General features: G+C 67.0%; 22 protein-coding genes. 14 read left to right on the forward strand and 8 right to left on the reverse strand.

The window, feature by feature from the left end; all coding sequences use genetic code 11:
* The first annotated feature begins 13 nt into the window (after positions 1–13).
* From nusA to gyrA, 12 genes are all read left to right on the forward strand, one after another.
* Positions 14–1,519 (forward strand): transcription termination factor NusA, encoded by a 1,506-nt coding sequence (gene nusA, locus VFG40_RS17150; RefSeq protein WP_324899786.1) that lies wholly within the window; start codon positions 14–16, stop codon positions 1,517–1,519.
* Positions 1,520–1,647: 128 nt separating this feature from the next.
* Positions 1,648–4,410, forward strand: coding sequence for a translation initiation factor IF-2 (infB, locus tag VFG40_RS17155; protein ID WP_324899788.1), 2,763 nt, complete (start codon positions 1,648–1,650; stop codon positions 4,408–4,410).
* Between the two features lie 159 nt (positions 4,411–4,569).
* Positions 4,570–4,968 (forward strand): 30S ribosome-binding factor RbfA, encoded by a 399-nt coding sequence (gene rbfA / locus VFG40_RS17160; protein WP_324899790.1) that lies wholly within the window; start codon positions 4,570–4,572, stop codon positions 4,966–4,968.
* A complete protein-coding gene (truB, locus tag VFG40_RS17165; protein WP_324899792.1) occupies positions 4,968–5,921 on the forward strand; it encodes a tRNA pseudouridine(55) synthase TruB in 954 nt (317 codons plus the stop codon). Before rbfA ends, truB begins: the two co-directional genes overlap by 1 nt.
* A gap of 161 nt (positions 5,922–6,082) precedes the next feature.
* On the forward strand, positions 6,083–6,352 hold the full coding sequence (rpsO, locus tag VFG40_RS17170; protein WP_324899794.1) for a 30S ribosomal protein S15: 270 nt from the start codon (positions 6,083–6,085) through the stop codon (positions 6,350–6,352).
* 21 nt (positions 6,353–6,373) lie between these two features.
* Positions 6,374–8,479, forward strand: a complete 2,106-nt coding sequence (gene pnp, locus VFG40_RS17175) for a polyribonucleotide nucleotidyltransferase (protein WP_324899796.1) — start codon at positions 6,374–6,376, stop codon at positions 8,477–8,479.
* Between the two features lie 112 nt (positions 8,480–8,591).
* On the forward strand, positions 8,592–9,911 hold the full coding sequence (locus VFG40_RS17180) for a poly(R)-hydroxyalkanoic acid synthase subunit PhaE (protein ID WP_324899798.1): 1,320 nt from the start codon (positions 8,592–8,594) through the stop codon (positions 9,909–9,911).
* Positions 9,912–9,920: 9 nt separating this feature from the next.
* Entirely contained in the window at positions 9,921–10,985 is a 1,065-nt protein-coding gene (gene phaC / locus VFG40_RS17185) for a class III poly(R)-hydroxyalkanoic acid synthase subunit PhaC (RefSeq protein ID WP_324899800.1), read from the forward strand.
* Between the two features lie 18 nt (positions 10,986–11,003).
* Positions 11,004–11,195, forward strand: a complete 192-nt coding sequence (locus tag VFG40_RS17190; RefSeq protein WP_324899802.1) for a PspC domain-containing protein — start codon at positions 11,004–11,006, stop codon at positions 11,193–11,195.
* Positions 11,196–11,278: 83 nt separating this feature from the next.
* Positions 11,279–12,304: an S-methyl-5-thioribose-1-phosphate isomerase gene (gene mtnA, locus VFG40_RS17195; RefSeq protein WP_324899804.1), complete on the forward strand. Its 1,026-nt coding sequence runs from the start codon at positions 11,279–11,281 to the stop codon at positions 12,302–12,304.
* A complete protein-coding gene (locus VFG40_RS17200; RefSeq protein ID WP_324899806.1) occupies positions 12,301–12,711 on the forward strand; it encodes a GtrA family protein in 411 nt (136 codons plus the stop codon). The genes mtnA and VFG40_RS17200 overlap by 4 nt, the downstream gene beginning before the upstream one ends.
* A 139-nt stretch (positions 12,712–12,850) precedes the next feature.
* Positions 12,851–15,475, forward strand: a complete 2,625-nt coding sequence (gyrA, locus tag VFG40_RS17205) for a DNA gyrase subunit A (RefSeq protein ID WP_324899808.1) — start codon at positions 12,851–12,853, stop codon at positions 15,473–15,475.
* A gap of 54 nt (positions 15,476–15,529) precedes the next feature.
* Here gyrA and VFG40_RS17210 read toward each other — a convergent pair whose 3' ends face one another.
* Both VFG40_RS17210 and VFG40_RS17215 read right to left on the reverse strand, forming a co-directional pair.
* Positions 15,530–15,865, reverse strand: a complete 336-nt coding sequence (locus VFG40_RS17210) for a lipid-A-disaccharide synthase N-terminal domain-containing protein (protein ID WP_324899811.1) — start codon at positions 15,863–15,865, stop codon at positions 15,530–15,532.
* Positions 15,866–15,941: 76 nt separating this feature from the next.
* Positions 15,942–16,427: a peroxiredoxin gene (locus VFG40_RS17215; RefSeq protein WP_324899813.1), complete on the reverse strand. Its 486-nt coding sequence runs from the start codon at positions 16,425–16,427 to the stop codon at positions 15,942–15,944.
* Between the two features lie 136 nt (positions 16,428–16,563).
* Here VFG40_RS17215 and VFG40_RS17220 point away from each other — a divergent pair, with 136 nt between their 5' ends.
* Both VFG40_RS17220 and VFG40_RS17225 read left to right on the forward strand, forming a co-directional pair.
* Positions 16,564–17,013 carry an Hsp20/alpha crystallin family protein gene (locus VFG40_RS17220; protein ID WP_324899815.1) on the forward strand — a complete coding sequence of 150 codons (450 nt, stop codon included), beginning with the start codon at positions 16,564–16,566 and terminating at the stop codon, positions 17,011–17,013.
* A gap of 79 nt (positions 17,014–17,092) precedes the next feature.
* Positions 17,093–17,989, forward strand: coding sequence for a DnaJ C-terminal domain-containing protein (locus VFG40_RS17225; RefSeq protein WP_324899817.1), 897 nt, complete (start codon positions 17,093–17,095; stop codon positions 17,987–17,989).
* A 75-nt stretch (positions 17,990–18,064) separates the two neighbouring features.
* Here the strand turns inward: VFG40_RS17225 and VFG40_RS17230 are convergent, their stop codons facing one another.
* The 6 genes from VFG40_RS17230 to VFG40_RS17255 all read right to left on the reverse strand — a co-directional run.
* Positions 18,065–18,430 (reverse strand): response regulator, encoded by a 366-nt coding sequence (locus tag VFG40_RS17230; RefSeq protein WP_324899819.1) that lies wholly within the window; start codon positions 18,428–18,430, stop codon positions 18,065–18,067.
* A 71-nt stretch (positions 18,431–18,501) separates the two neighbouring features.
* Entirely contained in the window at positions 18,502–19,503 is a 1,002-nt protein-coding gene (locus VFG40_RS17235) for a YhdH/YhfP family quinone oxidoreductase (protein WP_324899821.1), read from the reverse strand.
* Positions 19,504–19,560: 57 nt separating this feature from the next.
* Positions 19,561–20,157, reverse strand: coding sequence for an LOG family protein (locus VFG40_RS17240; RefSeq protein ID WP_324899823.1), 597 nt, complete (start codon positions 20,155–20,157; stop codon positions 19,561–19,563).
* Between the two features lie 88 nt (positions 20,158–20,245).
* Positions 20,246–21,670 carry a dihydrolipoyl dehydrogenase gene (gene lpdA / locus VFG40_RS17245; protein WP_324899825.1) on the reverse strand — a complete coding sequence of 475 codons (1,425 nt, stop codon included), beginning with the start codon at positions 21,668–21,670 and terminating at the stop codon, positions 20,246–20,248.
* Between the two features lie 148 nt (positions 21,671–21,818).
* Positions 21,819–23,039, reverse strand: coding sequence for a 2-oxoglutarate dehydrogenase complex dihydrolipoyllysine-residue succinyltransferase (odhB, locus tag VFG40_RS17250; RefSeq protein ID WP_324899827.1), 1,221 nt, complete (start codon positions 23,037–23,039; stop codon positions 21,819–21,821).
* Between the two features lie 7 nt (positions 23,040–23,046).
* Positions 23,047–24,498, reverse strand: a 1,452-nt coding sequence (locus VFG40_RS17255) for an oxoglutarate dehydrogenase E1 component family protein (protein WP_525931244.1), incomplete at its 5' end; no start/stop codon positions are given.

Genomic DNA, 24,498 nt, shown 5'->3' on the forward strand with positions numbered 1-24,498 from the left:
CGGAGTTGCTGCAATGAGCAAAGAACTGTTGCTGGTAGTCGACGCGGTAGCCAACGAGAAAGGCGTGCCGCGCGACGTGATCTTCGAGGCAATGGAGGCCGCACTGGCCTCGGCGGCGAAGAAGCGCTACCCGGACGAGGATCCGGACATCCGCGTGGAGATCGATCGCCAGTCCGGCGAGTACGAGACCTTTCGCCGCTGGGAGATCATTGCCGACGACGGCGAGATGGAGTCGCCTTATTTCCAGGTGCGCCTGATGGATGCGCTGGACGAGCGCGAGGACGCCCAGGTCGGCGAGTACGTCGAGACCCAGATCGAGAATGCCGAGTTCGGCCGCATCGCGGCGCAGGCCGCCAAGCAGGTGATCGTGCAGCGTGTGCGCGAGGCCGAACGCCAGCAGGTGGTCGACGCGTTCCGCGATCGCATCGGCGAGCTGGTGGTGGGCATCGTCAAGCGCGTCGAGCGTGGCAACGTCTACCTCGACCTGGGCAGCAATGCCGAGGCCTTCATCCCGCGCGACAAGACGATTCCGCGCGAGTCGGCTCGCGTCGGCGACCGCGTGCGTGGCTATCTGTACGAAGTGAAGTCGGAAGTGCGTGGTCCGCAGCTGTTCGTGTCGCGCGCCGCACCCGAGTTCATGATGGAGCTGTTCAAGCTCGAGGTGCCGGAAGTCGGTCAGGGCCTGGTCGAGATCAAGGGCTGCGCCCGCGATCCGGGTGATCGCGCCAAGATCGCCGTGCTGGCCCACGACAGCCGCACCGATCCGATCGGTGCGTGCATCGGCATGCGCGGCTCGCGCGTGCAGGCGGTGTCCAACGAGCTCAATGGCGAGCGCGTGGACATCATCCTGTGGCACGAGAACCAGGCCCAGTTCGTCATCAATGCGATGGCGCCGGCCGAAGTGCAGTCGATCATCATGGATGAGGAAAAACACTCCATGGACATCGCGGTGGCCGAGGACAAGCTGTCCCAGGCGATCGGCCGCGGTGGCCAGAACGTGCGCCTCGCCAGCAAGCTCACCGGCTGGCAGCTCAACGTGATGACGCAGGACCAGGTCACCGCCAAGAGCGAGGCCGAGCAGGAGGCCGCCTTGCAGCTGTTCATGGACAAGCTGGAAGTGGATCAGGAAATTGCCGCCATCCTCGTGCAGGAGGGTTTCTCCAGCGTCGAGGAGATCGCCTACGTGCCGAGTGCCGAGCTGCTGGCGGTGGAGGGCTTCGACGAAGACATCGTCGAGGAACTGCGCGCCCGTGCCCGCGACGCGCTGCTGACCGAAGCGCTGGCAGTGGAAGAAGGCATCGAGGAGCACCAGCCCTCGGAAGAGCTGCTGGCGATCGAAGGCATGGACGAGGCCACCGCGTACGCGCTGGCGGCCCGGGAAATCAGTACGGTGGACGATCTGGCCGACCTCGCGGTGGACGACCTGATCGACATCGAAGGCATGGATGAAGAGCGCGCTGCCACGCTGATCATGGCTGCGCGAGCGCCGATGATCGAGCGGCTGGAGAAAGGCGGCTAACCGCGGGCGGCAGCGCCCTGGATGGGCGCGCCGGGAGAACCCTGCGGGGCTCTCCACCAGGGACGGAGGTGGACGTGCAGGCAACGCCGCACGGACGATAAGCGCGGGAACGGCGGAGAAAGAACACGATGTCGGATGTCACGATCAAACAACTCGCCAAGGTACTTGGCATGCCGGTGGACAAGCTGCTCGGGCAGCTTGGCGAGGCGGGCATGAAGTTTTCCGACCCGGAGCAGGTCATCAGCAGCACCGAGAAGGTGAAGCTGCTGGGCTTTCTGCGTCGCACCCATGGCAAGAACGAGGCTGCGCCGGAAGTGGACGATTCCGCGCCGCGCCAGATCACGCTCAAGCGACGCAAGGTCAGCGAGCTGAAGGTTGCCACGCCGGGCGGCCGCGGGGCGCCGTCGAGCGCGAAAACAGTCAATGTGGAGGTGCGCGCCAAGCGCACCTACGTCAAGCGCAGCGTGATCGCCGAAGAAGCGAGCGCCGAGCCCGAGCGCGAGGAGGCCGTGCGCAAGCTGGCCGAGTCGCAGCAGCAGCGCGAGCACGAGGAGCAGGAGCGGGTCGAGGCAGAGCGTCGCCGCGAGGAAGAAGCCCGCCAGCGTGCGGCCGAAGCCGAGCGCGCCGCGGACCAGGCGCGCCTGCAGGCGCAGGCTGAGGCCGAGGCCGAAGAGGCCAGCGCCGCCGATCAGGCCGCGCCGGCTGAGGCACCTGCGGCCAGCAGCAGCGATGCGACTCCTGCCGAGTCAGCTCCGGCCGCGGGTGGGGCCAGCACCGATCACAGTGCGTTCGGCATGATCGTGCCGCGCATCCATGAGCCGCGTCGCCGTGAAAAGAAGGTGGTAGTGGCCGCAGCTCCCGCGCCGGCCCCCGCGCCGGCGCCGGCGCCGGCCGCTCCTGCCAGTGGCGATGCGGGTAGCCGCAACGCCAAGGCCAAGCACGGTCGCGATCGTGATGATGCGCCCGGCGGCAAGCGCTTTGCCGGCGGCGAGCTGCATCTGTCGGACGCCGACCGCGCCCGTCGCTCCAGCAAGCGCGGCAAACCCGGTCGCGGCGGCCGTGATTCGATGCGCAGCAGCAGCGCGTCGGCGTCGTCCGGTCCACACGGGTTCACCCGTCCCACGGCCGCGGTCGTGCGTGAAGTGCAGGTGGGCGATGCGAATGTGGTCGCCGAGCTGGCGCAGAAGATGGCGGTGAAAGGCTCGGAGGTGGTCAAGGCGCTGTTCAAGATGGGCGTGATGGCCACCATCAACCAGACCATCGATCACGACACCGCGGTGCTGGTGGTCGAGGAACTCGGCCACACGCCGGTGGCCGAAAGCCAGGATGACGCGGAGGCGGCACTGGCAGCACACACGCAGAATGCCGAGCTCGAGGGCGAGAAGAGCCCGCGTCCGCCGGTGGTCACCATCATGGGCCACGTCGACCACGGCAAGACTTCGCTGCTGGATTACATCCGGCGCACCAAGGTGGCGTCCGGCGAGGCCGGTGGCATCACCCAGCATATCGGTGCGTACCATGTGGACACCCCCAAGGGCGTGATTACGTTCCTGGATACCCCGGGCCACGCAGCCTTTACCTCGATGCGTGCCCGCGGCGCTCAGTCCACCGACATCGTCGTGCTGGTGGTGGCGGCCGACGATGGCGTCATGCCGCAGACCAAGGAGGCCGTGCAGCACGCCCGCGCCGCCAAGGTGCCGCTGATCGTCGCGGTCAACAAGATGGACAAGACCGACGCGAACCCCGACAACGTCAAGCAGGGCCTGTCCAACCTCGAGGTGGTACCCGAGGAGTGGGGCGGCGATACGCCGTTCGTGCCCGTATCGGCCAAGGCGGGTACCGGTATCGACGATCTGCTCGATGCGATCTCGGTACAGGCCGAGGTCATGGAGCTCACCGCCGTCAGGGACGGCGCGGCGTCGGGCGTGGTGATCGAGTCCAGCCTGGATCGCGGTCGCGGCCCGGTGGCCACGGTGCTGGTGCAGCAAGGCACGCTCAAGCGCGGAGACTTCGTTGTCTGCGGCGTCGAGTTCGGCCGCATGCGCGCCCTGGTCGATGAAACCGGAAAGACCGTGCAGGAAGCCGGTCCGTCGATTCCGGTGCAGGTGCTGGGCCTTTCCGGCGTGCCGGAGTCCGGCGACGATTTCGTGGTGGTGGCCGACGAGCGGCTGGCCCGCGAGGTGGCGGCCGAGCGTGCGCAGAAGCGCCGCGATACCCGCATGGTGAGCAAGGCCAACCGCCTGGAGGACATCATTGCCCAGATGGGTCAGGGCGACGTGCAGTCGCTCAATATCCTGGTCAAGGCGGATGTGCAGGGTTCGGTGCAGGCACTGCGCGAGTCGCTGAGCCAGATCGGCAACGAGAACGTGAAGGTCAACGTGATCGCCTCGGGCGTGGGCGGCATTACCGAGTCCGACGCCACGCTGGCGGCAGCCTCCAAGGCGTTGATCATCGGCTTCAACGTGCGCGCCGATGCGTCGGCACGCAAGGTGATCGATACCTCCGGTCTGGACGTGCGCTATTTCTCGATCATCTACGACGTGATCGATCAGGTGAAGCAGGCCGCTTCGGGCTTGCTTGGCGTGGAGATCCGCGAGGAGATCATCGGGCTGGCGCAGGTGCGTGATGTGTTCCGCAGCTCCAAGTTCGGCGCCGTGGCCGGCTGCATGGTCACCGAGGGAACCGTCAAGCGCTCCAAGCCGATCCGCGTGCTGCGCGACAACACCGTGGTGTTCGAGGGCGAGCTGGAATCGCTGCGCCGGTTCAAGGAGCTGGTGGACGAAGTGCGCAACTGCATGGAGTGCGGCATTGCCGTCAAGCAGTACAACGACGTCAAGGTCGGCGACCAGATCGAGTGCTTCGAGCGGATCGAGGTGGCGCGCACGCTGTAACGGCGCTTGCGGGGGCGCCCCGCGCAAGCGGACGCCTTCGCTGGGCCGTGATCGGGAGCCCGGGCAGCCTTGTCCGGGCTTCTTGTTTTGTGTTCTTTTTTGCTGTGTCCGCCATCGATGCGCCGTGCGCGTCGCGGCGATCGAATCTAGGAGGCTCCCATGCCCTCACGCGACTTCAAACGTACCGACCGGGTTGGCGCCGAACTGCGCCGCGAGTTGGGCCAGTTGGTGCACGCCGCGGTGCGCGATCATGCGCTGCCGTCGGTCAGCGTCTCCGATGTGGAAATCACCCGCGACATGGACTGGGCCACGGTGTGGGTCACGGCACTCCAGGCCGAGCAGGCGCCGGAGGCATTGAAGGCGCTGAAGGATCTCACTGGCGAGTTCCGTCGGGCACTGGCGCGCGGCATGCGACTGCGTCGGGTGCCTGAGCTGCGGTTCAAGTACGACGATTCGGTTGACAAGGGCGAGCGTATCGAGACGCTGCTGCGCCAGGATGCTCCCCCTGCGGCCGCGGACGCCCCGGCCAGCGAAGACGACACCTCCACGGACGACTGATGGGGCGCATCGCTTTTCGTGACCTGCACGGGCTGGTTCTGCTCGACAAACCCCTCGGGCTGAGCTCGAACCAGGCGCTGCAGGCCGCGCGGCGGCTGTTCCGCGCCGCCAAGGGCGGTCACACGGGCGCGCTCGATCCGCTGGCCACGGGCCTGCTGCCGCTGTGCTTCGGTGAAGGCACCAAGATCGCCGGCCAGCTGCTGGGGTCGCGCAAGGCGTACCTGGCCGAGTGCCGGCTCGGCACGACCACGACCACCGCGGATCTGGAAGGCGAGGTCATCGCCGAACGCGCGGTGCCGGAGCTTTCGGACACGCTCATCGAAGCCGCGTTGCAGCCGTTTCGCGGGCGCATCGCACAGGTTCCCCCCGTGTATTCGGCCATCAAGCAGGGAGGCGAGGCGCTGTACCTCAAGGCGCGCCGCGGGGAGACGGTCGAGGTGCCCGCACGCGAGGTGGAGATCCACCGGCTGGAGCTGGTCGCGCGCGAAGGCAATCGCCTCGTCCTGCGCGTGGAATGCGGCTCCGGAACCTACATCCGCAGCCTGGCGGTGGATATCGGCGAGGCGCTCGGTTGCGGCGCACACCTGTGCAGCCTGCGCCGGCTCTGGGTCGAGCCGTTCCTCGAGCCACAGATGGTCACGCTGGAACAGATCGAGCAGGCCGCAGGGCAGGGTGACACTCGCTTGCTTGCCCTGATGCGGCCGGTGGGCGAAGGGTTGGCGCATCTTCCCGCGGTGCCCCTGGATGCGGTCGCGAGCCAGGCGCTGTCGCGCGGACAGCGGGTGCAGCTCGACCCGTCGGTTGCACCGGTCGGCCGCTGTGCCGCCTACGGAGACGACGGCGCGCTGCTGGCGCTGGCCGAATGTGACGCGCAGGGGTGGCTACGGGTGCTGCGCGGCTTCAACCTGCCGCCACCGTTACCTCTGATCGAGGCAGGACGGCCGCCGTCGTGACGGCGGCGACTGCCGGTTGTGACGGTCTTGTTGTCGCGAGGCTCCCGTCGCTACAATAAGGAGCTTGATTTACCCGATTCAATCAACCAGGCGAAGCTTACGCAACGTCATTGCAGTGGCGTTGCGTAAGCTTCGCATCCGCTTTTAAGGAAGAGATACCCATGTCCCTCACCGCAGAACAGACCGGCAAGATCATTGCTGACTTCGGCCGCGTGCCCAACGACACCGGTTCGCCGGAAGTGCAGGTTGCCCTGCTGTCCGCGCGTATCGACCACCTCACCGGCCACTTCAAGACCCACAAGCAGGATCACCATTCCCGCCGCGGCCTGCTGCAGCTGGTCAACCGCCGCAAGAGCCTGCTCGCCTACCTGAAGGATCGCGACCTGGCTCGCTACCAGACCCTGATCGAGCGCCTCGGCCTGCGCCGCTAATCCGACAAGGACAAACATCACGTGGCGAAAGTAACCAAGTCATTCCAGTACGGTAATCACGAAGTCACGCTGGAGACGGGCGAAATCGCCCGCCAGGCATCCGGTGCGGTCATGGTCAGCATGGGCGGCACCGTGGTGCTGGTCACCGCGGTTGCGGCGACCAAGCAGCGCGAGGGGCAGGATTTCTTCCCGCTCACCGTCGACTACGTGGAGAAGTTCTACTCCGCCGGCCGCATCCCCGGCGGCTTCTTCAAGCGCGAAGGCCGCCCCACCGAGAAAGAGACGCTGACCTCGCGTCTGATCGATCGCCCGGTGCGCCCGCTGTTCCCGGAAGAGTTCAAGAACGAAGTGCAGGTGATTGCGCAGGTCGTGTCGCTCAACCCCGAGGTTGATGGCGACATTCCGGCCCTGCTGGGTGCTTCCGCCGCGCTGAGCCTGGCCGGGATCCCGTTCCAGGGCCCGATCGGCGCTGCGCGCGTCGGCTACGCCAACGGCAAGTACCTGCTCAATCCGTCCGCGACGGAGTTGAAGACTTCCGAGCTGGATCTGGTTGTCGCCGGTACCGGCGGTGCGGTGCTGATGGTGGAGTCCGAAGCGAAGCTGCTGTCCGAGGACGTGATGCTCGGTGCTGTGATGTTCGGCCACCAGCAGATGCAGGTGGCGATCAATGCCATCGGCGAACTCGCTGCCGAGGCGGCCAAGCCGTCGTGGAACTGGCAGGCACCGGCGCGCAATGAAGCGCTGGTCGCCGCCGTCAAGGGTGCCGTCGGCAACAAGCTCGAAGAGGCGTTCCAGGTGCGCGACAAGCTGCAGCGTCGCGACGCCATCTCGGCGATCAAGGCCGAGGTGCTGGAGTCGCTCAAGTCCGACGCCGAGCAGCACGGTTGGGCCACGGGTGAGCTGTCGAAGGAGTTCGCCGAGCTCGAATACCGCACCATGCGCGACAGCGTGCTGAAGACCAAGGTCCGCATCGACGGCCGCCAGCTCGACGACGTGCGCCCGATCTCGGTGCGCGTGGGCGTGCTGCCGCGCACCCACGGCTCGGCGTTGTTCACCCGTGGCGAGACGCAGGCGCTGGTCGTGGCCACCCTCGGCACCACCCGCGACGCGCAAATCATCGACGCACCGGAAGGCGAGTCGAAGGATCCGTTCCTGTTCCACTACAACTTCCCCCCGTTCTCGGTGGGTGAAGCCGGCCGCTTTGGCGCGCCGAAGCGTCGCGAGATCGGCCATGGCCGCCTCGCCAAGCGCGGTGTGCAGGCCGTGAAGCCGAGCATGGAAGAGTTCCCGTACGTGGTGCGCGTGGTCTCGGAGATCACCGAGTCCAACGGCTCCTCGTCGATGGCGTCGGTGTGCGGTTCCTCGCTGGCCATGATGGACGCCGGCGTGCCGCTGAAGGCACCGGTGGCCGGTATCGCCATGGGCCTGGTCAAGGAAGGCGGCGACTTCGTGGTGCTGTCGGACATCCTGGGCGACGAGGATCACCTCGGCGACATGGACTTCAAGGTCGCCGGTAGTGCCGATGGCATCTCCGCGCTGCAGATGGATATCAAGATCGACGGCATCACCGAAGAGATCATGAAGGTGGCGCTGGAGCAGGCCAAGCGTGGGCGTCTGCACATCCTCGGCGAGATGGCCAAGGTCATCAGCACGGCCCGCTCGGAAATGAGCGAGTACGCGCCGCGCCTGCTCACCATCAAGATCCACCCGGACAAGATCCGCGAAGTGATCGGCAAGGGTGGCGCGACCATCCGCTCGATCACCGAAGAGACCGGCACCACCATCGACATCACCGACGACGGCACCGTGATCATCGCCTCGGTCAACCGCCTGGCGGCCGACGAGGCCAAGAAGCGGATCGAGCAGATCGTCTCCGATGTCGAGCCGGGCCGCATCTACGAGGGCAAGGTCGCCAAGCTGATGGATTTCGGTGCGTTCGTCACGATCATGCCGGGCAAGGATGGTCTGGTGCACGTGTCGCAGATCTCCTCCGAGCGCGTCGAGAAGGTGTCCGACAAGCTCAAGGAAGGCGACATCGTGAAGGTCAAGGTGCTCGAGGTCGACAAGCAGGGTCGTATCCGCCTGTCGATGAAGGCAGTGGCCGAGGACGAAGCCGTCAACGGCTGATCGGCAGCACCTGCGGCATCACGAAGGCCCGGCGGAGACGCCGGGCCTTCTTCGTTTTATCGCCACATGCATTTGCTAGGATGCCCCGGGTACCCCGCAAACGGAGTCAGGCATGGCCGATCAGGCAAGCGAGTTCATCAGGCAGGCCCAGGCTATGGCCCAGCAGTCGTGGGAACAGTGGATGCGCCAGCTGCAGCAGAGTCCGCTGCCGTCCGCCTCACCGTTCCCGGGCCTGGGAGCGGCAGCCGGGTTTCCCCCGATGGGGGCGGCGTTCGGCTCGGGCGCGCCCGGCGGCTCCCCGATGAGCGATGTGCTCGAGCGCAGCCTGAGCGGCATCAAGGGCTATCTGGACTGGATACAGCGGGCGGCAGCCACGGGCCAGGGCAATCCGATGGGGGCAGACTGGCAGACGCAGGTACAGCAACTGTTCGGGGGCGCACAGCCGTTCGGCGGAATCGACAGCACCGCGGCGCAGGGTTTCGTGCAGCAGTGGCAGGCGTGGCTGGCGGCCGCTGCCGGTGCCCCCGGCGGTGCCCAGTGGCACAAGCCGCCGCACATGCCCGCATTCGGCCTGCAACGCGAGCAGCAGGAAAAGCAGCAGGCGCTGATGGCTGCCATGCTCGACAGCGCCGAGCAGCAGCGCCGCTATCAGGCCCTGCTGCTGCGGGCGCTTGCCCAAGGGCTGGAACGCCTGCAGGACAAGCTGGCTGCACACTCCGAACCGGGCCGGCAGATCGAGTCGCTGAAAGCGCTCTATGACCTGTGGATCGACTCGGCCGAAGAGGCTTACGCGGAGATCGCGCTCAGCGGCGAGTTCCGCGAGGTATACGGGGAGATGGTCAACGCGCAGATGCTTGAGCGTCAGCTCATGCAGCAGCAGCTCGAAGAGGTGTGTCGTCAGCTGGGCCTGCCCACGCGCAGCGAGGTAGACAGTCTCGGCAAGCGCCTGCAGGAAGTCCGTCGCGAGCAGCGAGCGGCTGGAGGGGGCAGTCTGGCCGGCGAGCTGGCGAGCTTGCGCGCAGAACTTGCGGCGTTGAAGAAGCGGGTCGCGTCGGGCGACGGCGAGATCCGGTCCAGCCAGGAGCGCCCCGCATCCGCGCCGGCGCAGGTGCAACAGGGCGTTCGAAGGTCTCGTGCAGCAAGCCCGGCAGCCGCAGGGAAGGGGGGCACGTCGCCGCGTCGCTCTTCTGCCGCGAGCAAGGCCCCGGTGCAGGCGGCGGTCGGCAAGAAGGTCGCCAAGGCCGCTGCGGCGCCAGCCCCCGCCCCCGCGCCGAAGCAGAAGGCCGCGCGCGCCGAGTCGTCGGCCAAACCGGCCAGGGGCAAGTCCCGTTCCAAGGCAGCATCCGCCAGCGCGGGAGGCAAGGCATCGACGTCGGCGAAGCCTGCCGTGCTCCCCGGCATTCCGGCACCACGCCGCGGCAAGCGCAAGTAAGGAATCAGCATGTACACACCCCTGCGCATCGACCCCACCCAGGCAATGGCCGAGATCCAGCGCTTCCAGACCAAGCTCGCCGCCGGCTTGCAGAACCTCCCCAGGCTCGGTGAGCCCGAATACGCCAACACGCCGCGCGAACTCGTCTACAGCGAAGACAAGCTCAAGGTATGGCACTTCACCGGAACGCGCCCGACCGCCAGGACGCCGCTGCTTATCGTCTATGCGCTGGTCAACACCGTCTGGATGACCGACCTGCAGCCCGATCGCTCGCTGGTGCGCAACCTGCTCGAGCAGGGCGAGGATGTCTACCTGATCGACTGGGGCTACCCGGACGGCGCAGACCGCTGGCTCACCCTGGACGATTACCTCAACGGCTACCTCGACCGCTGCGTCGACGCGGTGCGCGAGCGGCATGAGCTGGACGCGATCAACCTGCTGGGCATCTGCCAGGGGGGCGCGTTCTCGCTGTGCTACACGGCAATGCATCCGGAAAAGGTCAGGAACCTGATCACCATGGTGACCCCGGTGGACTACCACACGCCGGACAACATGCTCTCGCACTGGGTGCAGAACCTCGACGTCGACCGCTTCGTCGACGTGATGGGCAACATCCCGGCCGGGCTGATGAACTGGGTGTACCTCACGCTCAAGCCGCTGCGGCTGAACCAGCAGAAGTACGTCGGGCTGGTCGATATCCTCGACAACCCGACCGAGCTGGCCAACTTCCTGCGCATGGAAAAGTGGATCTTCGATTCGCCCGACCAGGCGGGCGAGGCCTTTCGCCAGTTCATCAGGGATTTCTACCAGGGCAACAAGCTGGTCAAGCACACGCTGGAAATCGGTGGGCGCACGGTCGATCTGGGCCTGATCCAGCAGCCGGTGCTGAACATCTACGCCGAGCAGGACCATCTGGTGCCGCCGGATGCCTCGCGAGCGCTGCGCCAGCACATCGGCACGCGCGACTACACCGAAGTGGCGTTCAAGGGAGGGCACATCGGGATCTACGTCTCCGGGCGCGCCCAGCGTGAAGTGCCGCCGGCGATCCATCAGTGGCTGCGGGCGCGCGCATGACCGGGCCGGGTGCCTGGCGTGGTTGAAGGCAGGCCACTGCAGCGCTCGCGACGTCACCGCACATTGGCTGGCGTGTGCGGCGGGATCGCCGGCTTCTACGGCTGGGATCCCACCCTGGTGCGGATCGGGTGGATCGTGCTGACCCTGCTGGGCGGCTCCGGCATACTGCTTTACCTGGTGATGTGGCTGGTGATGCCCGACGGCACGTGAGTGCCATGCGGCCCCGCCGCCGCAGCGCAGCCCACTCCCTTTCCACGCCGCGGCCGATGCCGCGGCCATCAGCGTGTGAAGCCATGACCTCTTCGATGGACTACGACCGTTACGACCGCGTCCGCGCGGTGCAGTGGCAGGACGATCACCTGCGGCTGCTGGATCAGCGGCTGCTGCCACACGAGGAGCGCTGGATCAGCTGCCGCACGGCCGAGGATGTGATGCAGGCGATCCGGGACCTGGCGGTGCGCGGCGCGCCGGCGATCGGCATCGCGGCGGCGTGGGGCGTCGTGCTGGCAGCCCGCAACGGCGAGCCGCTGGAGCCGGCGCTGGCGATGCTGCGCGCTGCGCGACCGACCGCGGTCAACCTGATGTGGGCGCTCGACCGCATGAAGGCCGTCATCGCTGGCGGGGCGGACGCGGGTGCGCTCGAACGCGAGGCGCAAGCCATCCAGGACGAGGACCTGGCCGCCAACCGGCACATGGGCGAACTCGGCGCCGCCCTGATCGCGCCCGGTTCGGGCGTGATGACCCACTGCAATACCGGCTCGCTGGCGACCGCCGGCTTTGGTACCGCCCTGGGCGTGATCCGCGCCGGTGTCGCCGGCGGCCGCATCGGGCAGATCTTCGCCGGCGAGACACGACCCTGGCAGCAGGGCGCCCGGTTGACCATGTACGAGCTGGTGCGTGACGGCATTCCTGCCCGCCTGATCGCCGACTCCGCCGCTGCACACCTGATGAAATCCGGCGCGGTTCAGTGGGTCATCGTCGGGGCCGACCGCATTGCCGCCAATGGCGACACGGCCAACAAGATCGGCACCTACCAGCTGGCCATCGCCGCCCGCCACCACGGCGTCAAGTTCATGGTGGTGGCGCCGTCGTCCACCGTGGACATGGCCACGCCCGATGGCGAGGCGATCGAGATCGAGCTGCGCGACAGCACCGAGCTGCTGTCCCATGCCGGACAGCGCACCGTGGTGGAGGGAGCGCAAGCGTGGAACCCGGTGTTCGACGTGACGCCCGCCGACCTGATCGACGCCATCGTGACCGAGCGCGGCGTCATCGAGCACCCGAACGCTACTGTCATGCAGGCGATGTTCGGCGGGTGAAGCTGTCGCGCGACATCACGCTGTTTGCCGCGGGCGGCGTGCTGGGGCTGCTGATCGACGCGTCGGTGGTGCAGGCGCTGGTGGGCGCGGCCGGCTGGAATGCCTACCTCGCCCGGCTGATCTCGTTTTGCCTGGCAGCGAGCTTCACCTGGTGGTGGAACCGCCGCTTCACCTTTGCCGGGCGCTCCAGCGGTCGTCGTGCCCATGCCGAGTGGCTGCACTGGATGGCGCTGATGAGCATCGGTGCCGCGGTGAACTACGGCGTCTACGCGCTGTGCCTGGCGTTTTTTCCGGCCCTGCATCGGCTGCCCGCGGTGGCCGCGGCGGCCGGCTCGGCGGTCGCCGCGCTGATCAATTTTTCAGCAGCCCGCGGGCTGCTTTTCAGCAAGCCTCGTGCGACCCCGTAAGTTGTTGAAAAACAAGCGCTAAATACTGCCTCTCAAAGTCCTTTCGTGGTACACTCCACGGCTTGGATTCCGGGTCGCCTGCGCACGCGCCTGAGGCGCTCGCGGTGCGGCCCTTTTTCGTTCACTGGGAAGCCGATTGATGGCAGAACTCGCCAAAGAAGTCATTCGCGTCAACATCGAAGATGAGATGCGCCAGAGCTACCTCGACTACGCCATGAGCGTGATCGTGGGACGCGCCCTCCCCGACGTGCGCGACGGCCTCAAGCCGGTCCATCGCCGCGTGCTTTTCGCGATGAGTGAACTGGGCAACGCCTGGAACAAGCCGTACAAGAAATCGGCCCGCGTCGTCGGTGACGTCATCGGTAAGTACCACCCGCACGGCGACGCCTCGGTGTACGACGCCATCGTGCGCATGGCGCAGCCGTTCTCGCTGCGCTACATGCTGGTCGACGGCCAAGGCAACTTCGGTTCGGTCGACGGCGACAACGCGGCAGCCATGCGCTACACCGAGGTGCGCATGTCGCGCCTCACCCATGAGCTGCTGGCCGACATTGACAAGGAAACGGTTGACTTCGGCCCCAATTACGACGAGAGCGAGCACGAGCCGCTGGTGCTGCCCACCCGGGTGCCGACGCTGCTGATCAACGGTTCGGCCGGTATCGCGGTGGGCATGGCCACCAACATCCCGCCGCACAACCTCACCGAGGTGATCGGCGCGACGATTGCGCTGATCGACGATCCCTCGCTGGGCATCGACGAGCTGATGGGCTACATCCCGGGGCCGGACTTCCCGACCGCCGGCATCATCAACGGCTCGGCAGGCATCGTCGAGGCCTACCGCACCGGCCGCGGCCGCATCCTGGTGCGCGCGCGCGCGGAGATCGAGACCGAGCCCAACGGGCGCGAGACGATCCTGATCCACGAGCTGCCCTACCAGGTGAACAAGGCGCGGCTGATCGAGAAGATCGCCGAGCTGGTGAAGGAAAAGAAGCTCGAGGGCATCAGCGAGCTGCGCGACGAGTCCGACAAGGACGGCATGCGCGTGGTGATCGAGATCCGTCGCGACGCGATGGGCGATGTGGTGCTGAACAACCTGTTCCAGCAGACCCAGCTGCAGGTCACCTTCGGCATCAACATGGTGGCGCTGCTGGACGGCCAGCCGCGGCTGTTGAACCTCAAGGACATCCTCGAGGCGTTCATCCGCCATCGCCGCGAGGTGGTTACCCGTCGCACCATCTTCGAGCTGCGCAAGGCACGTGCACGCGCGCACATCCTCGAGGGCCTCACCGTCGCGCTGGCCAACATCGACGAGATGATCGAGCTGATCAAGACGTCTGCCTCGCCGGCGGAGGCGCGCGAGCGCATGCTGGCGCGCAAGTGGCAGCCGGGCATGGTCGGTGCGCTGCTGTCGGCCGCCGGCGCCGATGCGTCGCGTCCGGAAGACATGGATCCGCGCGACGGCCTCAAGGCCGAGGGCTACCAGCTGTCCGAGGTCCAGGCGCAGGAGATCCTCGCCATGCGCCTGCACCGCCTGACCGGGCTGGAGCAGGAGAAACTGTCCGACGAATACCGGCAGATCCTCGAAACCATCCGCGGCCTGATCGAGATCCTGGAAAACCCCGACGTGCTGCTGAAGGTCATCCGCGAGGAGCTGGAGGCGATCAAGGCCGAATTCGGCGACGCGCGCCGCACCGAGATCCAGGCCTCGCAGGAAGATCTCAACGTACTCGACCTGATTGCCCCGGAAGACGTGGTGGTCACGCTGTCGCACACCGGCTACATCAAGCGCCAGCCGGCCAGCACCTATCGCTCCCAGCGCCGTGGCGGCAAGGGCCGTTCCGCCTCCGCCTTGAAGGACGAGGACGTGGTGGAGCAGCTGTGGGTGGTCAACACCCATGACACGCTGTTGGCCTTCTCCAGCACCGGTCGCGTCTACTGGCTCAAGGTTTACCAGATCCCCGAGTCCGGCCCCAACGCGCGCGGCAAGCCGATCATCAACCTGCTGCCGCTGGCCGAAGGCGAGAAGGTGCAGGCGGTGCTGCCGGTACGCGAGTACGTCGAGGATCGCTTCGTGTTCTTCGCCACCCGCGCCGGTACCGTGAAGAAGACCCCGCTGACCGAGTTCGCCTTCCAGCTGCAGAAGGGCAAGCAGGCAATCAACCTGGCCGACGGCGACGCGCTGGTGGACGTGGCGATGACCCACGGCAACAGCGACGTGCTGCTGTTCGCCTCCAACGGCAAGGTCAACCGCTTCGACGAGAACACGGTCCGTTCGATGGGCCGCACCGCCACCGGCGTGCGCGGCATGCGGCTGGCCGAGGGGGCCGAAGTGGTCTCTATGATCGTGGCTGCCGAGGGTGACATCCTCACCGCCACCGAGCGCGGCTATGGCAAGCGGACGGCGCTGGAGGAGTTCACCAAGAAGGGCCGCGGCACCCAGGGTGTGATCGGCATCCAGTGCTCCGAGCGTAACGGCCCGCTGGTGGCCGCGGTGCAGGTCACCGAGGCGCATGAGCTGATGCTGATCTCCAACCAGGGCACGCTGGTGCGCACGCGGGTGTCGGAGGTTTCCCAGCTCAGCCGCAACACCCAGGGCGTCACCCTGATCAAGCTGCCGGCGGACGAGGCCCTGGTCAGCGTGGTGCGGCTCGATGCCGACGACGACAGCAGCGATGAAGCCGAGGCGCCGCTGGGCGTCGACGGGCAGTCGCCGCAGGGCGAGGTGACGGAAGCGACTGAAGTGCCGCCGGGCGACGATGCCTGAGCGACATGCGTCGCACGCGTGACCAGACAGCCCGGCATCCGCCGGGCTGTCTGGTTATGGGGCCGCATCGCTGCTGCGCGAGCGTTTGAGCAGCCACAGGTTGCGCCCGTAAAGCACCGGCAGGAACGCGTAGCTGAGGATCACCGGAAGCTTGTCGATGTGCAGCGCGTAAAGCAGTTGCAGCGCGCTGCCCCAGAAGCTCAGGTGCCAGAACACCGGCGGCACCACCAGTTTTCGCGCCTTTTCCGAGTGCAGCCACTGGATCAGGAAGCGCGCACTGAACAGGCCTGCGCCGAGCAGGCCCAGTGCGGTCCAGCCGCGCGAGTCGCGATAAAGCCATGGCAAGGCGTGGCCAAGCAGCGGTTGGAGCAGTCCATCGGATGCAGGCATCGGTCCCTCCGGGACGGGCATGGCACAGGGCAGGGGCGCGGCAGGCGTTCGACGGCTGCCGCGAGCGCGTTTCCGATCAGTCCGTGACGGACGCGAGCATGGCCTCTGCGCTGGAGACGCGCAGCTCCCCCGCTGCCTCGATGTGCAGCTGCCGAACCACGCCATCCACGGCGTACAGCGCGAACCGCCTGGCGCGCGGGCCGAGCCCGTAAGCGCTGCCGTCCAGTTCCAGGCCGAGCGCCCGGGTAAAGGCGCCGTTGCCGTCGGCGAGCATCAGCAGGCCGGCCGGCACGTGCTGGTCGGCAGCCCACGCCTGCATCACGAATGCGTCGTTGACCGACAGGCAGCAGACGTCGATGCCGCGCGCGCGGAAGTGCGGGTACTCCGCCACGAAACCGGGCATGTGGTGCTCCGAGCACGTCGGCGTGAACGCACCGGGCACGGCAAACATCACCATGCGGCGGCCGGCGAACACGGCGGCGGTACCGGTGGGCAGGGCGGTGCCGCCGTCGACCACGGTCAGCGGCACATCGGGGGGGGTCTGGCCAATTTCTATGGTCACGGGCGCTCAATCTGAAAGGAGGGCAACCGCACGATGCTAAACCGTTCCCGCCGGCATCGTCGCCTTGAATCGTCGTCCGCCGGACCTACCTTGGGGCCAAGCGGTGATCGCACCGTAACCTTTTGAGGAACCTGCCATGAGCAACCGCAATCCGACGATGTGGAACGCAGCCAACGTCTTCCCGGACGAAGTGCGCCAGGCCTTCGATCGCTTTTTCCAGGGCCAGGACAGCGACGCCTCGCACGTGGTCACCAGCCAGTGGGCGCCGCGGGTGGACATCCGCGAGGACGAGCAGCGCTTCGTGATCCTGGCCGATGTGCCCGGCGTGGATCCGGCGCAGATCGAGATCAGCATGGACAAGGGCATCCTGACCATCAAGGGCGAGCGCGCCGCGCCGGCCGAGCCGGACGGCAAGTTCACCCGCGTCGAGCGGGCCCGCGGCACGTTCCACCGCCGCTTCACGCTGCCGGACAGCGCCGACGCCGAGAGCATCACTGCCACGGGCAGGTTCGGCGTGCTGGAAATCGTTATCCCGAAGAAGCCGCTGGCGACCCCGCGCCGCATCACCATCAACGCGGCCGAGTAAGCTAGCGCATTGATGTATCCGCGGCGGCTCCCTTGCCGCCGCGGATGCTGTTTGGTGATCCTGCGCCCGGGAGAGGTGAGTGGAGTTCAAAGATTATTACGACATCCTTGGCGTCAAGCCGGAGGCGAGCGAGGCCGAGATCAAGGCTGCCTATCGCAAGCTGGCAAGGCAGTACCACCCGGACAAGAACAAGGACGCCGGCGCCGAGGACAAGTTCAAGGCCGTCAACGAGGCCAACGAGGTGCTGCGCGACAAGGAAAAGCGCCGGGCCTACGATCAGGTGCGCGCCGGCGGCTACCGCGGCGGCGAGCAGTTCCGGCCGCCGCCGGGCTTTGGCCAGGGCCAGGGCTTCGACGGCGACATGGGCGATGGCGACTTCAGCGATTTCTTCGAGAGCCTGTTCGGACGCGGCGGCGGCGGTGCCCGCGGACAGCCGCGACCCAGGCGCGGGCGCGATGTCCAGGCCAGCGTGCAGATCGACCTGCAGACCGCGTTCGACGGCGGGCGCACCCGCGTTGCCATGCACGATGGCCACGGCGGCGAGCGCGTGCTCGAGGTAAAGATCCCCGCAGGCATCCAGCCGGGTCAGGTGATCCGGCTGTCCGGGCAGGGTCAGCCCGGCAGCGCGGGCGGACCGGGCGGCGACCTGCTGCTCGAAGTGGGCGTGCGCGACGACGCCCGTTTCAAGCTCGACGGTCGTAACGTCCTGCATGTGCTCGCAATCGCTCCATGGGAGGCTGCGCTGGGCGCCACGGTGCCGGTGCCGACGCTGGCCGGGGCGGTGGATCTGCGGATTCCGGCCGGCTCGCAGTCGGGAAAGAAGCTGCGGCTGAAAGGCCGCGGCATGCCGGGTGCGACGCCGGGTGATCAGCTGGTGGAGTTGTCCATTCGCACGCCGCCGGCGGCGGACGACAAGCAGCGCAAGGCGTACGAGGCGCTGCACAAGCATTTCGCCGACTTCGATCCGCGCGCCTGAGCCTGGTTCGGCCGGGGGGGCAACGAAAAACGGCGCCTGCGGGCGCCGTTTTCTTGCAGCTGCTTCCCGCCGGAATCAGGCTGGCAGCAGTTCGGTCAGCGTGGCCACCAGTTCGTCTTCCTTGATCGGCTTGGTCACGTACGCCTTGGCGCCCTGGCGCATGCCCCAGACCTTGTCGGTCTCCTGGTCCTTGGTGGTGACGAGCACCACCGGGATGTGGGACGTGGTGGGGTCCTTGCTGATCGTACGGGTCGCCTGGAAGCCGTTGAGGTTGGGCATGACCACGTCCATCAGGATCAGGTCGGGCAGCTCGCGCTTGGCCGCCTCGACGCCGGCGGCACCGTCCTCTGCGGTGAGCGCTTCGTGGCCGAGTTTCTCCACGACGCGTTTCAGTCCGAGCAGCTGCGACGGCGAATCGTCGACGATGAGGATGCGGGCCATAAGGTGGGGATCCCTTGAGCTAAAGTGAATGGATTCTAAGCTGCGCCTGCCGTGCTTCCAAGTGAGCGCGTTCAGGCCGATGCGTGGCGCACGACGGTGCGGCCGAACGACTGCCCCGCCAGCATGGCAGGAAAGACGTCCGCGAGCTGGTCGAGCGACACCTCGCGGGTGGCGATGCGGTCCAGGTGGAGCGGTTTCCAGTCGCTGGCCAGATGCTGCCAGACGCGGTCACGCTGGTCGCGTGCAGTGCCCGCACTGGCGACGCCAAGCAGGTTCACGCCCCGGATGATGAAGGGCAGCACGGTGCTTTCGAACCCCACGCCGCCGGCGTTGCCGCACACCGCCACGTTGCCGTAGGGGGCGATCAGCGGCAGCAGCCCCGCCAGCATCGCACCGCCGACGTTGTCCAGCGCGCCGCCGAATCGCGCCGAGTCCATCGGCTTGCCGCTGAAGCCGAGCTGGTGCCGGTCCAGGCACTGCGCCGCACCCAGGCTGGCAAGGAAGGCGAAATGGTCGGGCTTGCCGCTGATGGCGTGGACCTCGTAGCCGGCACGGGCGTACATGTCGACCGCCAGCATGCCCACGCCACCGGTGGCACCGGTGACGGCAATCGGTCCACGCGACGGCTGCTGGTGGTTGTCCTGCATCTGCAGCAGCGCCAGCGCCGCGGTGAAGCCGGCGGTGCCGAGGATCATGCTCTCGCGCAGGCTGAGGCCGCTCGGCAGTGGAATCGTCCAGCGCGATTCAAGCCGCACGTATTCGCCGAAGCCGCCGTCGCGCGTCTCGGACAGTCCCGCGCCGGTGCAGAGCACAGCGTCGCCCTCCCTGAACGCCGGATCGGTGGAGGCCACCACATGGCCGGCGACATCGATTCCACCATTGAGCGGATAGCGCCGCAGGATCTTGCCCTTGCCGGTGCCCGCCAGCGCGTCCTTGAAGTTGACCGACGACCAGGCCGACTTCACCAGCACTTCGCCGGGCGAGAGCGCGTCGGCCGACAGCGTCTCGACGCCACCGCGGTAGCCCTCATCGTCGCTGTGGATGCGGAACGCGCGGAAGTCGGGTGAGGCCATGGAATGTCTCCGGGTCGAGATGGGCGCGAGCCGCGCCAGGGACGTGCGGGTGTGGGCTCAGGGAGCCACGGCGGATTTGTCGATCCACTTCGGCACGTAGGTCGGCCGGTAGTCGGCCATCCAGTCGAACAGGGCGTCGATGTCCTCGCCGAACCAGACGCCCTCGAGCTGCGGCGACCGTACGAACGCCTCGTCCACCATGTGCTGCATGGCCTGGCGCAGGCGTCGATAGTACCCCTGAACATCGAGGAAGGCGCAGGGGTAGGTGTGCAGCCCCAGCTGCGCCCAGGTCAGCATCTCGAACATCTCGTCCAGCGTGCCGAAGCCGCCGGGCAGGGCGACGAAGGCCTGCGAGAGCTCGTACATGCGGGTCTTGCGCTCGTGCATGGTCTCGACCACGTGCATCTCGGTGAGGCCGGCGTGGGCGACTTCCTTCTCCACCAGGTGGCGGGGTATCACGCCGATCACGCGGCCGCCGCCGGCCATTACGGCATCGGCGACGATGCCCATCAGGCCGACCTTGCCGCCGCCATAGACGAGCGCGATATCGCGCCGGGCCAGCTCCGCCCCGAACGCCCGCGCCTGCGCCGCATATTCGGGCCGCTCGCCGCTGCTGGAGCCGCAGTACACGCACAGTGCCTTCAGTTCGTTCATCGCTGATCCCTTTGGAAAAACAAAACCCGCCCTCTGTTCAGGAGGGCGGGTCGATGGCCCGCGCTGCGGCAGACCCGGTCGTTGCGGCTCAGTTGCCCTTGTGGATGGCGCGCTTGTCCACCGCAAGCGCCGCCTCGTGCACCGCCTCGGACAGGGTCGGGTGGGCGTGCATGATGCGCGCCATGTCCTCGGCCGAGCCCTTGAACTCCATCGCCACCACGCACTCGGCGATCAGCTCGGACACGCCCGGGCCAACCATCTGCACGCCGAGGATGCGGTCGGTCTCGGCGTGGGCAATCATCTTCACGTGGCCGACCGCCTCGTTCATCGCCACGGCGCGGCCGATGGCGGCAAACGGGAAGCTGCCGACCTTGTAAGGCACGCCTTCCTCCTTCAGCTGCTTCTCGGTCTTGCCGGCCCAGGCGATCTCCGGTTCCGTGTAGATCACCCACGGGATCGTGTCGTAGCTGACGTGACCCGCCTTGCCGGCGATCCACTCGGCCACCGCGATACCTTCCTCGAAGCCCTTGTGCGCAAGCATCGGCCCACGCACCGCGTCGCCCACGGCCCATACGCCGTCGACGCCGGTGTGGCAGTGGTCATCGACCACGATGCGACCGCGCTCGTCCAGCTTCACGCCGCAGTCGTCCGACAGCAGGCCGTCGGTATAGGCGCGGCGGCCGACGGCCACCAGCAGCTTGTCGACCACCAGCTCGTGCTCGCCATCCTTGTCGGCGTAGGTGAGGTGCACGGCGTTCTTCTTCACCTCGGCCTTGGCCAGCTTGGCACCCAGCTTGATGTCCAGGCCGAGCTTGCCGAACTCCTTCAGCGCCACCTTGGCGATGTCGCTGTCCACCGCGCCGAGGAACTCGGGCATCGCCTCCAGCACGGTCACCTCGGCACCGAGCCGGCGCCACACGCTGCCGAGCTCCAGGCCGATCACGCCCGCACCGATCACGCCCAGACGCTTGGGCACGTCGTTGATGTCCAGCGCGCCGGCGTTGTCGATGATGTGCTTGCCGTCGAACTTGGCGAACGGCAGCTCGATCGGCACCGAGCCGGAGGCCAGGATCACGTTGGTGGCGCTGATGGTCTGCTTTGCGCCGTCGTTGCCGGTGATCTCCACCTGGTTGCCCTTCAGCAGCTTGCCCGTGCCGAAGTAGCTGGTGATCTTGTTGGCCTTGAACAGCTGCGCCACGCCGCCGGTGAACTGCTTGACGATCTTGTCCTTGCGACCGATGAAGGTGCCCAGGTCGACCTTGGCGTTCTCCACCACGATGCCGTGCACCGGCAGGTTGTGCGCAATGTTGTAGAACTGCTTGGACGAGTCCAGCAGCGCCTTGGACGGAATGCAGCCCACGTTGAGGCAGGTGCCGCCGAGCGCCTGCTTGCCGTCCTTGCCCACCCACGCGTCGATGCAGGCAGTCTTGAGGCCGAGCTGGGCGGCGCGGATCGCGGCGTGGTATCCGGCCGGGCCGCCGCCGATGACGATGACGTCGAATTTGTCGCTCATGACGTGTTTCCTTGCTGGCGGGCTGTGCGAGTCCGCGGGTGTTGCAGAAGATGGGCTCTGCTAGTGGAAAGGCAACCGGCAAGACCGCTTGTTTCAGGCGCTTGCCGGCACCGGAGCTCCGTGCTCATCGGCACGTGAGCGAGTGCGCTCACATGCCAAGCAGCATGCGCTGCGGGTTCTCCAGCTGGTCCTTGATGTCGACCAGGAACAGCACCGCGTCCTTGCCGTCGATGATGCGGTGATCGTAGGAGATGGCGATGTACATCATCGGGGCGGCAATCACCTGGCCGTTATCGACGATGGCGCGCTCCTTGATGGTGTGCATGCCCAGGATCGCGCTCTGCGGCGGGTTGACGATCGGCGTGGACAGCAGCGAGCCGAAGGTGCCGCCGTTGGTGATGGTGAACGTGCCGCCCTGCAGGTCGTCCAGGCTCAGCTTGCCGTCGCGCGCCTTCTTGGCGTAATCGGCGATGCCCTGCTCGATGTCGGCAAAGCCCATGTCCTGCACGTCGCGCAGCACCGGCGTAACCAGACCCTTCTCGGTGGATACGGCGATCGAGATGTCCTGGTAGCCGTGATAGATGATGTCGTTGCCGTCGACCGACGCGTTGACGATCGGGTGGCGCTTGAGCGCCTCGGCGGTGGCCTTGACGAAGAAGCTCATGAAGCCGAGCTTGATGCCGTGGGTCTTCTGGAACTGCTCGCCCAGCGACTTGCGCATCTTCACCACCTCGCTCAGGTTCACCTCGTTGAACGAGGTGAGCATGGCGATGGAATTCTTCGACTGCATCAGGCGCTCGGCGATCTTGGCGCGCATGCGGGTCATCGGCACGCGCTCTTCCGGACGCGAGCCCGGAGTCGGCCTGGCGGCCGGCGCGGCGGCGGGTGCGCTGGCCGCGCCACCCTTGCCGTAGTTGACCAGATCTTCCTTGGTCACGCGGCCATCGCGGCCGGTGCCGGCGACCTTGGACGGGTCGATCTTCTCTTCCTCGGCGACGCGGCGGCCGGCGGGGGAAAGCTCGTCCGCACCCTTGCCGGCACTTTTCTCGGCCTTGGGTGCCTCGGCCTTGGCCGGGGCAGGGGCGGCGGGCTTGTCTTCCTTGGCGGCGGGGGCCGGTGCAGCCGCGGCTGCGCCTTCCTCGATGATCGCGATGATCTGCTCGCTGTTCACCGTGTCGCCCTCGGCGTGCTTGATCTCCTTCAGCACGCCGTCGACGGTCGAGGGCACCTCGAGCACGACCTTGTCGGTCTCGAGGTCCACCAGGTTTTCGTCGCGCTTGACGGCGTCGCCAACCTTCTTGTGCCAGGTGGCGATGGTGGCGTCGGAAACCGACTCGGGGAGAACGGGAACTTTGACTTCGATGGACATGCTTGTCTTACTCCGCGGAGTGATCGGTGCCGACTGGCGTAACCAGGGCTTGTTCGACGAGCGCCGCCTGTTCGGCGACGTGAGTATTGAGATGGCCTGCGGCCGGTGCGGCCGAGCGGGCGCGGCCGGCATAGGACAGCGTGTGCCTGGCGCTCACGCAGGCCTGCAGGTGATGGCGGATCTGGAACCACGCGCCCTGGTTCATCGGTTCTTCCTGGCACCAGATCACCTCCTTGGCGGAGGGGTATCTGGCCAGTTCGGCGCCGACTTCCGGGCGCGGGAACGGATACAACTGCTCGACGCGCACCAGCGCCACATCGGTCAGCTCGCGCTTTTCGGCTTCCTCCAGCAGGTCGTAGTAGACCTTGCCGGCGCACAGCACGACGCGCTTGACCTTCTTGGCGGGCAGCTCGCGATGCTCGCCGATCACCAGCTGGAAGCTGCCGTTGGCCAGCTCGTCCAGCGAGGACACCGCCAGCTTGTGGCGCAGCAGCGACTTGGGCGTCATCACGATCAGCGGCTTGCGCACTGGGCGCAGCATCTGCCGGCGGATCATGTGGAAATCCTGCGCCGGGGTGGTCGGCACGCACACCTGCATGTTGTCCATGGCGCACAGCTGCAGGAAGCGCTCGAGGCGGGCGGAGGAATGCTCCGGGCCCTGGCCTTCGTAACCGTGCGGCAGGTACAGCGCCAGCCCGCACAGGCGGTTCCACTTCGACTCGCCGGAGCTGATGAACTGGTCGATCACCACCTGCGCGCCGTTGGCGAAGTCGCCGAACTGGCCTTCCCAGATGTGCAGGGTGTCCGGGTCGGTGGTGGACGAGCCGTACTCGAACGCCATCACCGCCTCTTCGCTGAGCAGCGAGTCGATTACCTCGACGCTGGCGTTGTCGCGGATGGTCGCCAGCGGCAGGTAGGTGTGGCCGTCCTTCTGGTCGTGCAGCACGGCATGGCGATGGAAGAACGTGCCGCGGCCCGAGTCCTGGCCGACCAGGCGCAGATTGCTGCCAGCGTCGATCAGGGTGGCGTAGGCGAGATTCTCGGCGAAGCCCCAGTCCGCGGGCTGTTCGCCGGCGGCCATCTTGCGGCGGTCGTCGTAGATTTTGTTCACGCGCGACTGCAGGGTGAGGTCGCCCGGCAGGTCGAGCAGGCGGTTGGCCAGCTCCACCAGCTTCTTCTTCGGCACCGTGGTGTCGGCCGGCATCGACAGCTTGTTGTTGTGGAAGCGGCTCCAGTCGATTTCCAGGTCACGCACCGGCGTGGGGTTGAACTCGGCCAGCGGGGCCCCCGCCTCCAGCCGCTCGCGGTAGGCGTCCAGGCGCTTCTGGGCATCGCCCTCGGCGATCACGCCTTCCTTCTGCAACTGCTGGGCATAGAGGTCGCGGGTGGTCGGGCGCTTGCGGATGATCTGGTACATCAGCGGCTGCGTGGCCGCCGGCTCGTCGGCCTCGTTGTGGCC

Source organism: Dyella sp. (assembly GCF_035685805.1).
Lineage (GTDB): Bacteria > Pseudomonadota > Gammaproteobacteria > Xanthomonadales > Rhodanobacteraceae > Dyella_A.

Bases quoted from the DNA above. Each gene is read 5' to 3' on its own strand.
- phaC (WP_324899800.1), top strand. From the start codon at position 9,921: ATGTACACACCCCTGCGCATCGACCCCACCCAGGCAATGGCCGAGATC.
- rbfA (WP_324899790.1), top strand. From the start codon at position 4,570: ATGCCCTCACGCGACTTCAAACGTACCGACCGGGTTGGCGCCGAACTG.
- gyrA (WP_324899808.1), top strand. From the start codon at position 12,851: ATGGCAGAACTCGCCAAAGAAGTCATTCGCGTCAACATCGAAGATGAG.
- rpsO (WP_324899794.1), top strand. From the start codon at position 6,083: ATGTCCCTCACCGCAGAACAGACCGGCAAGATCATTGCTGACTTCGGC.
- lpdA (WP_324899825.1), bottom strand. From the start codon at position 21,670: ATGAGCGACAAATTCGACGTCATCGTCATCGGCGGCGGCCCGGCCGGA.
- VFG40_RS17235 (WP_324899821.1), bottom strand. From the start codon at position 19,503: ATGGCCTCACCCGACTTCCGCGCGTTCCGCATCCACAGCGACGATGAG.
- infB (WP_324899788.1), top strand. From the start codon at position 1,648: ATGTCGGATGTCACGATCAAACAACTCGCCAAGGTACTTGGCATGCCG.
- VFG40_RS17220 (WP_324899815.1), top strand. From the start codon at position 16,564: ATGAGCAACCGCAATCCGACGATGTGGAACGCAGCCAACGTCTTCCCG.
- nusA (WP_324899786.1), top strand. From the start codon at position 14: ATGAGCAAAGAACTGTTGCTGGTAGTCGACGCGGTAGCCAACGAGAAA.
- VFG40_RS17180 (WP_324899798.1), top strand. From the start codon at position 8,592: ATGGCCGATCAGGCAAGCGAGTTCATCAGGCAGGCCCAGGCTATGGCC.
- VFG40_RS17240 (WP_324899823.1), bottom strand. From the start codon at position 20,157: ATGAACGAACTGAAGGCACTGTGCGTGTACTGCGGCTCCAGCAGCGGC.
- VFG40_RS17230 (WP_324899819.1), bottom strand. From the start codon at position 18,430: ATGGCCCGCATCCTCATCGTCGACGATTCGCCGTCGCAGCTGCTCGGA.
- truB (WP_324899792.1), top strand. From the start codon at position 4,968: ATGGGGCGCATCGCTTTTCGTGACCTGCACGGGCTGGTTCTGCTCGAC.
- VFG40_RS17210 (WP_324899811.1), bottom strand. From the start codon at position 15,865: ATGCCTGCATCCGATGGACTGCTCCAACCGCTGCTTGGCCACGCCTTG.
- mtnA (WP_324899804.1), top strand. From the start codon at position 11,279: ATGACCTCTTCGATGGACTACGACCGTTACGACCGCGTCCGCGCGGTG.
- odhB (WP_324899827.1), bottom strand. From the start codon at position 23,039: ATGTCCATCGAAGTCAAAGTTCCCGTTCTCCCCGAGTCGGTTTCCGAC.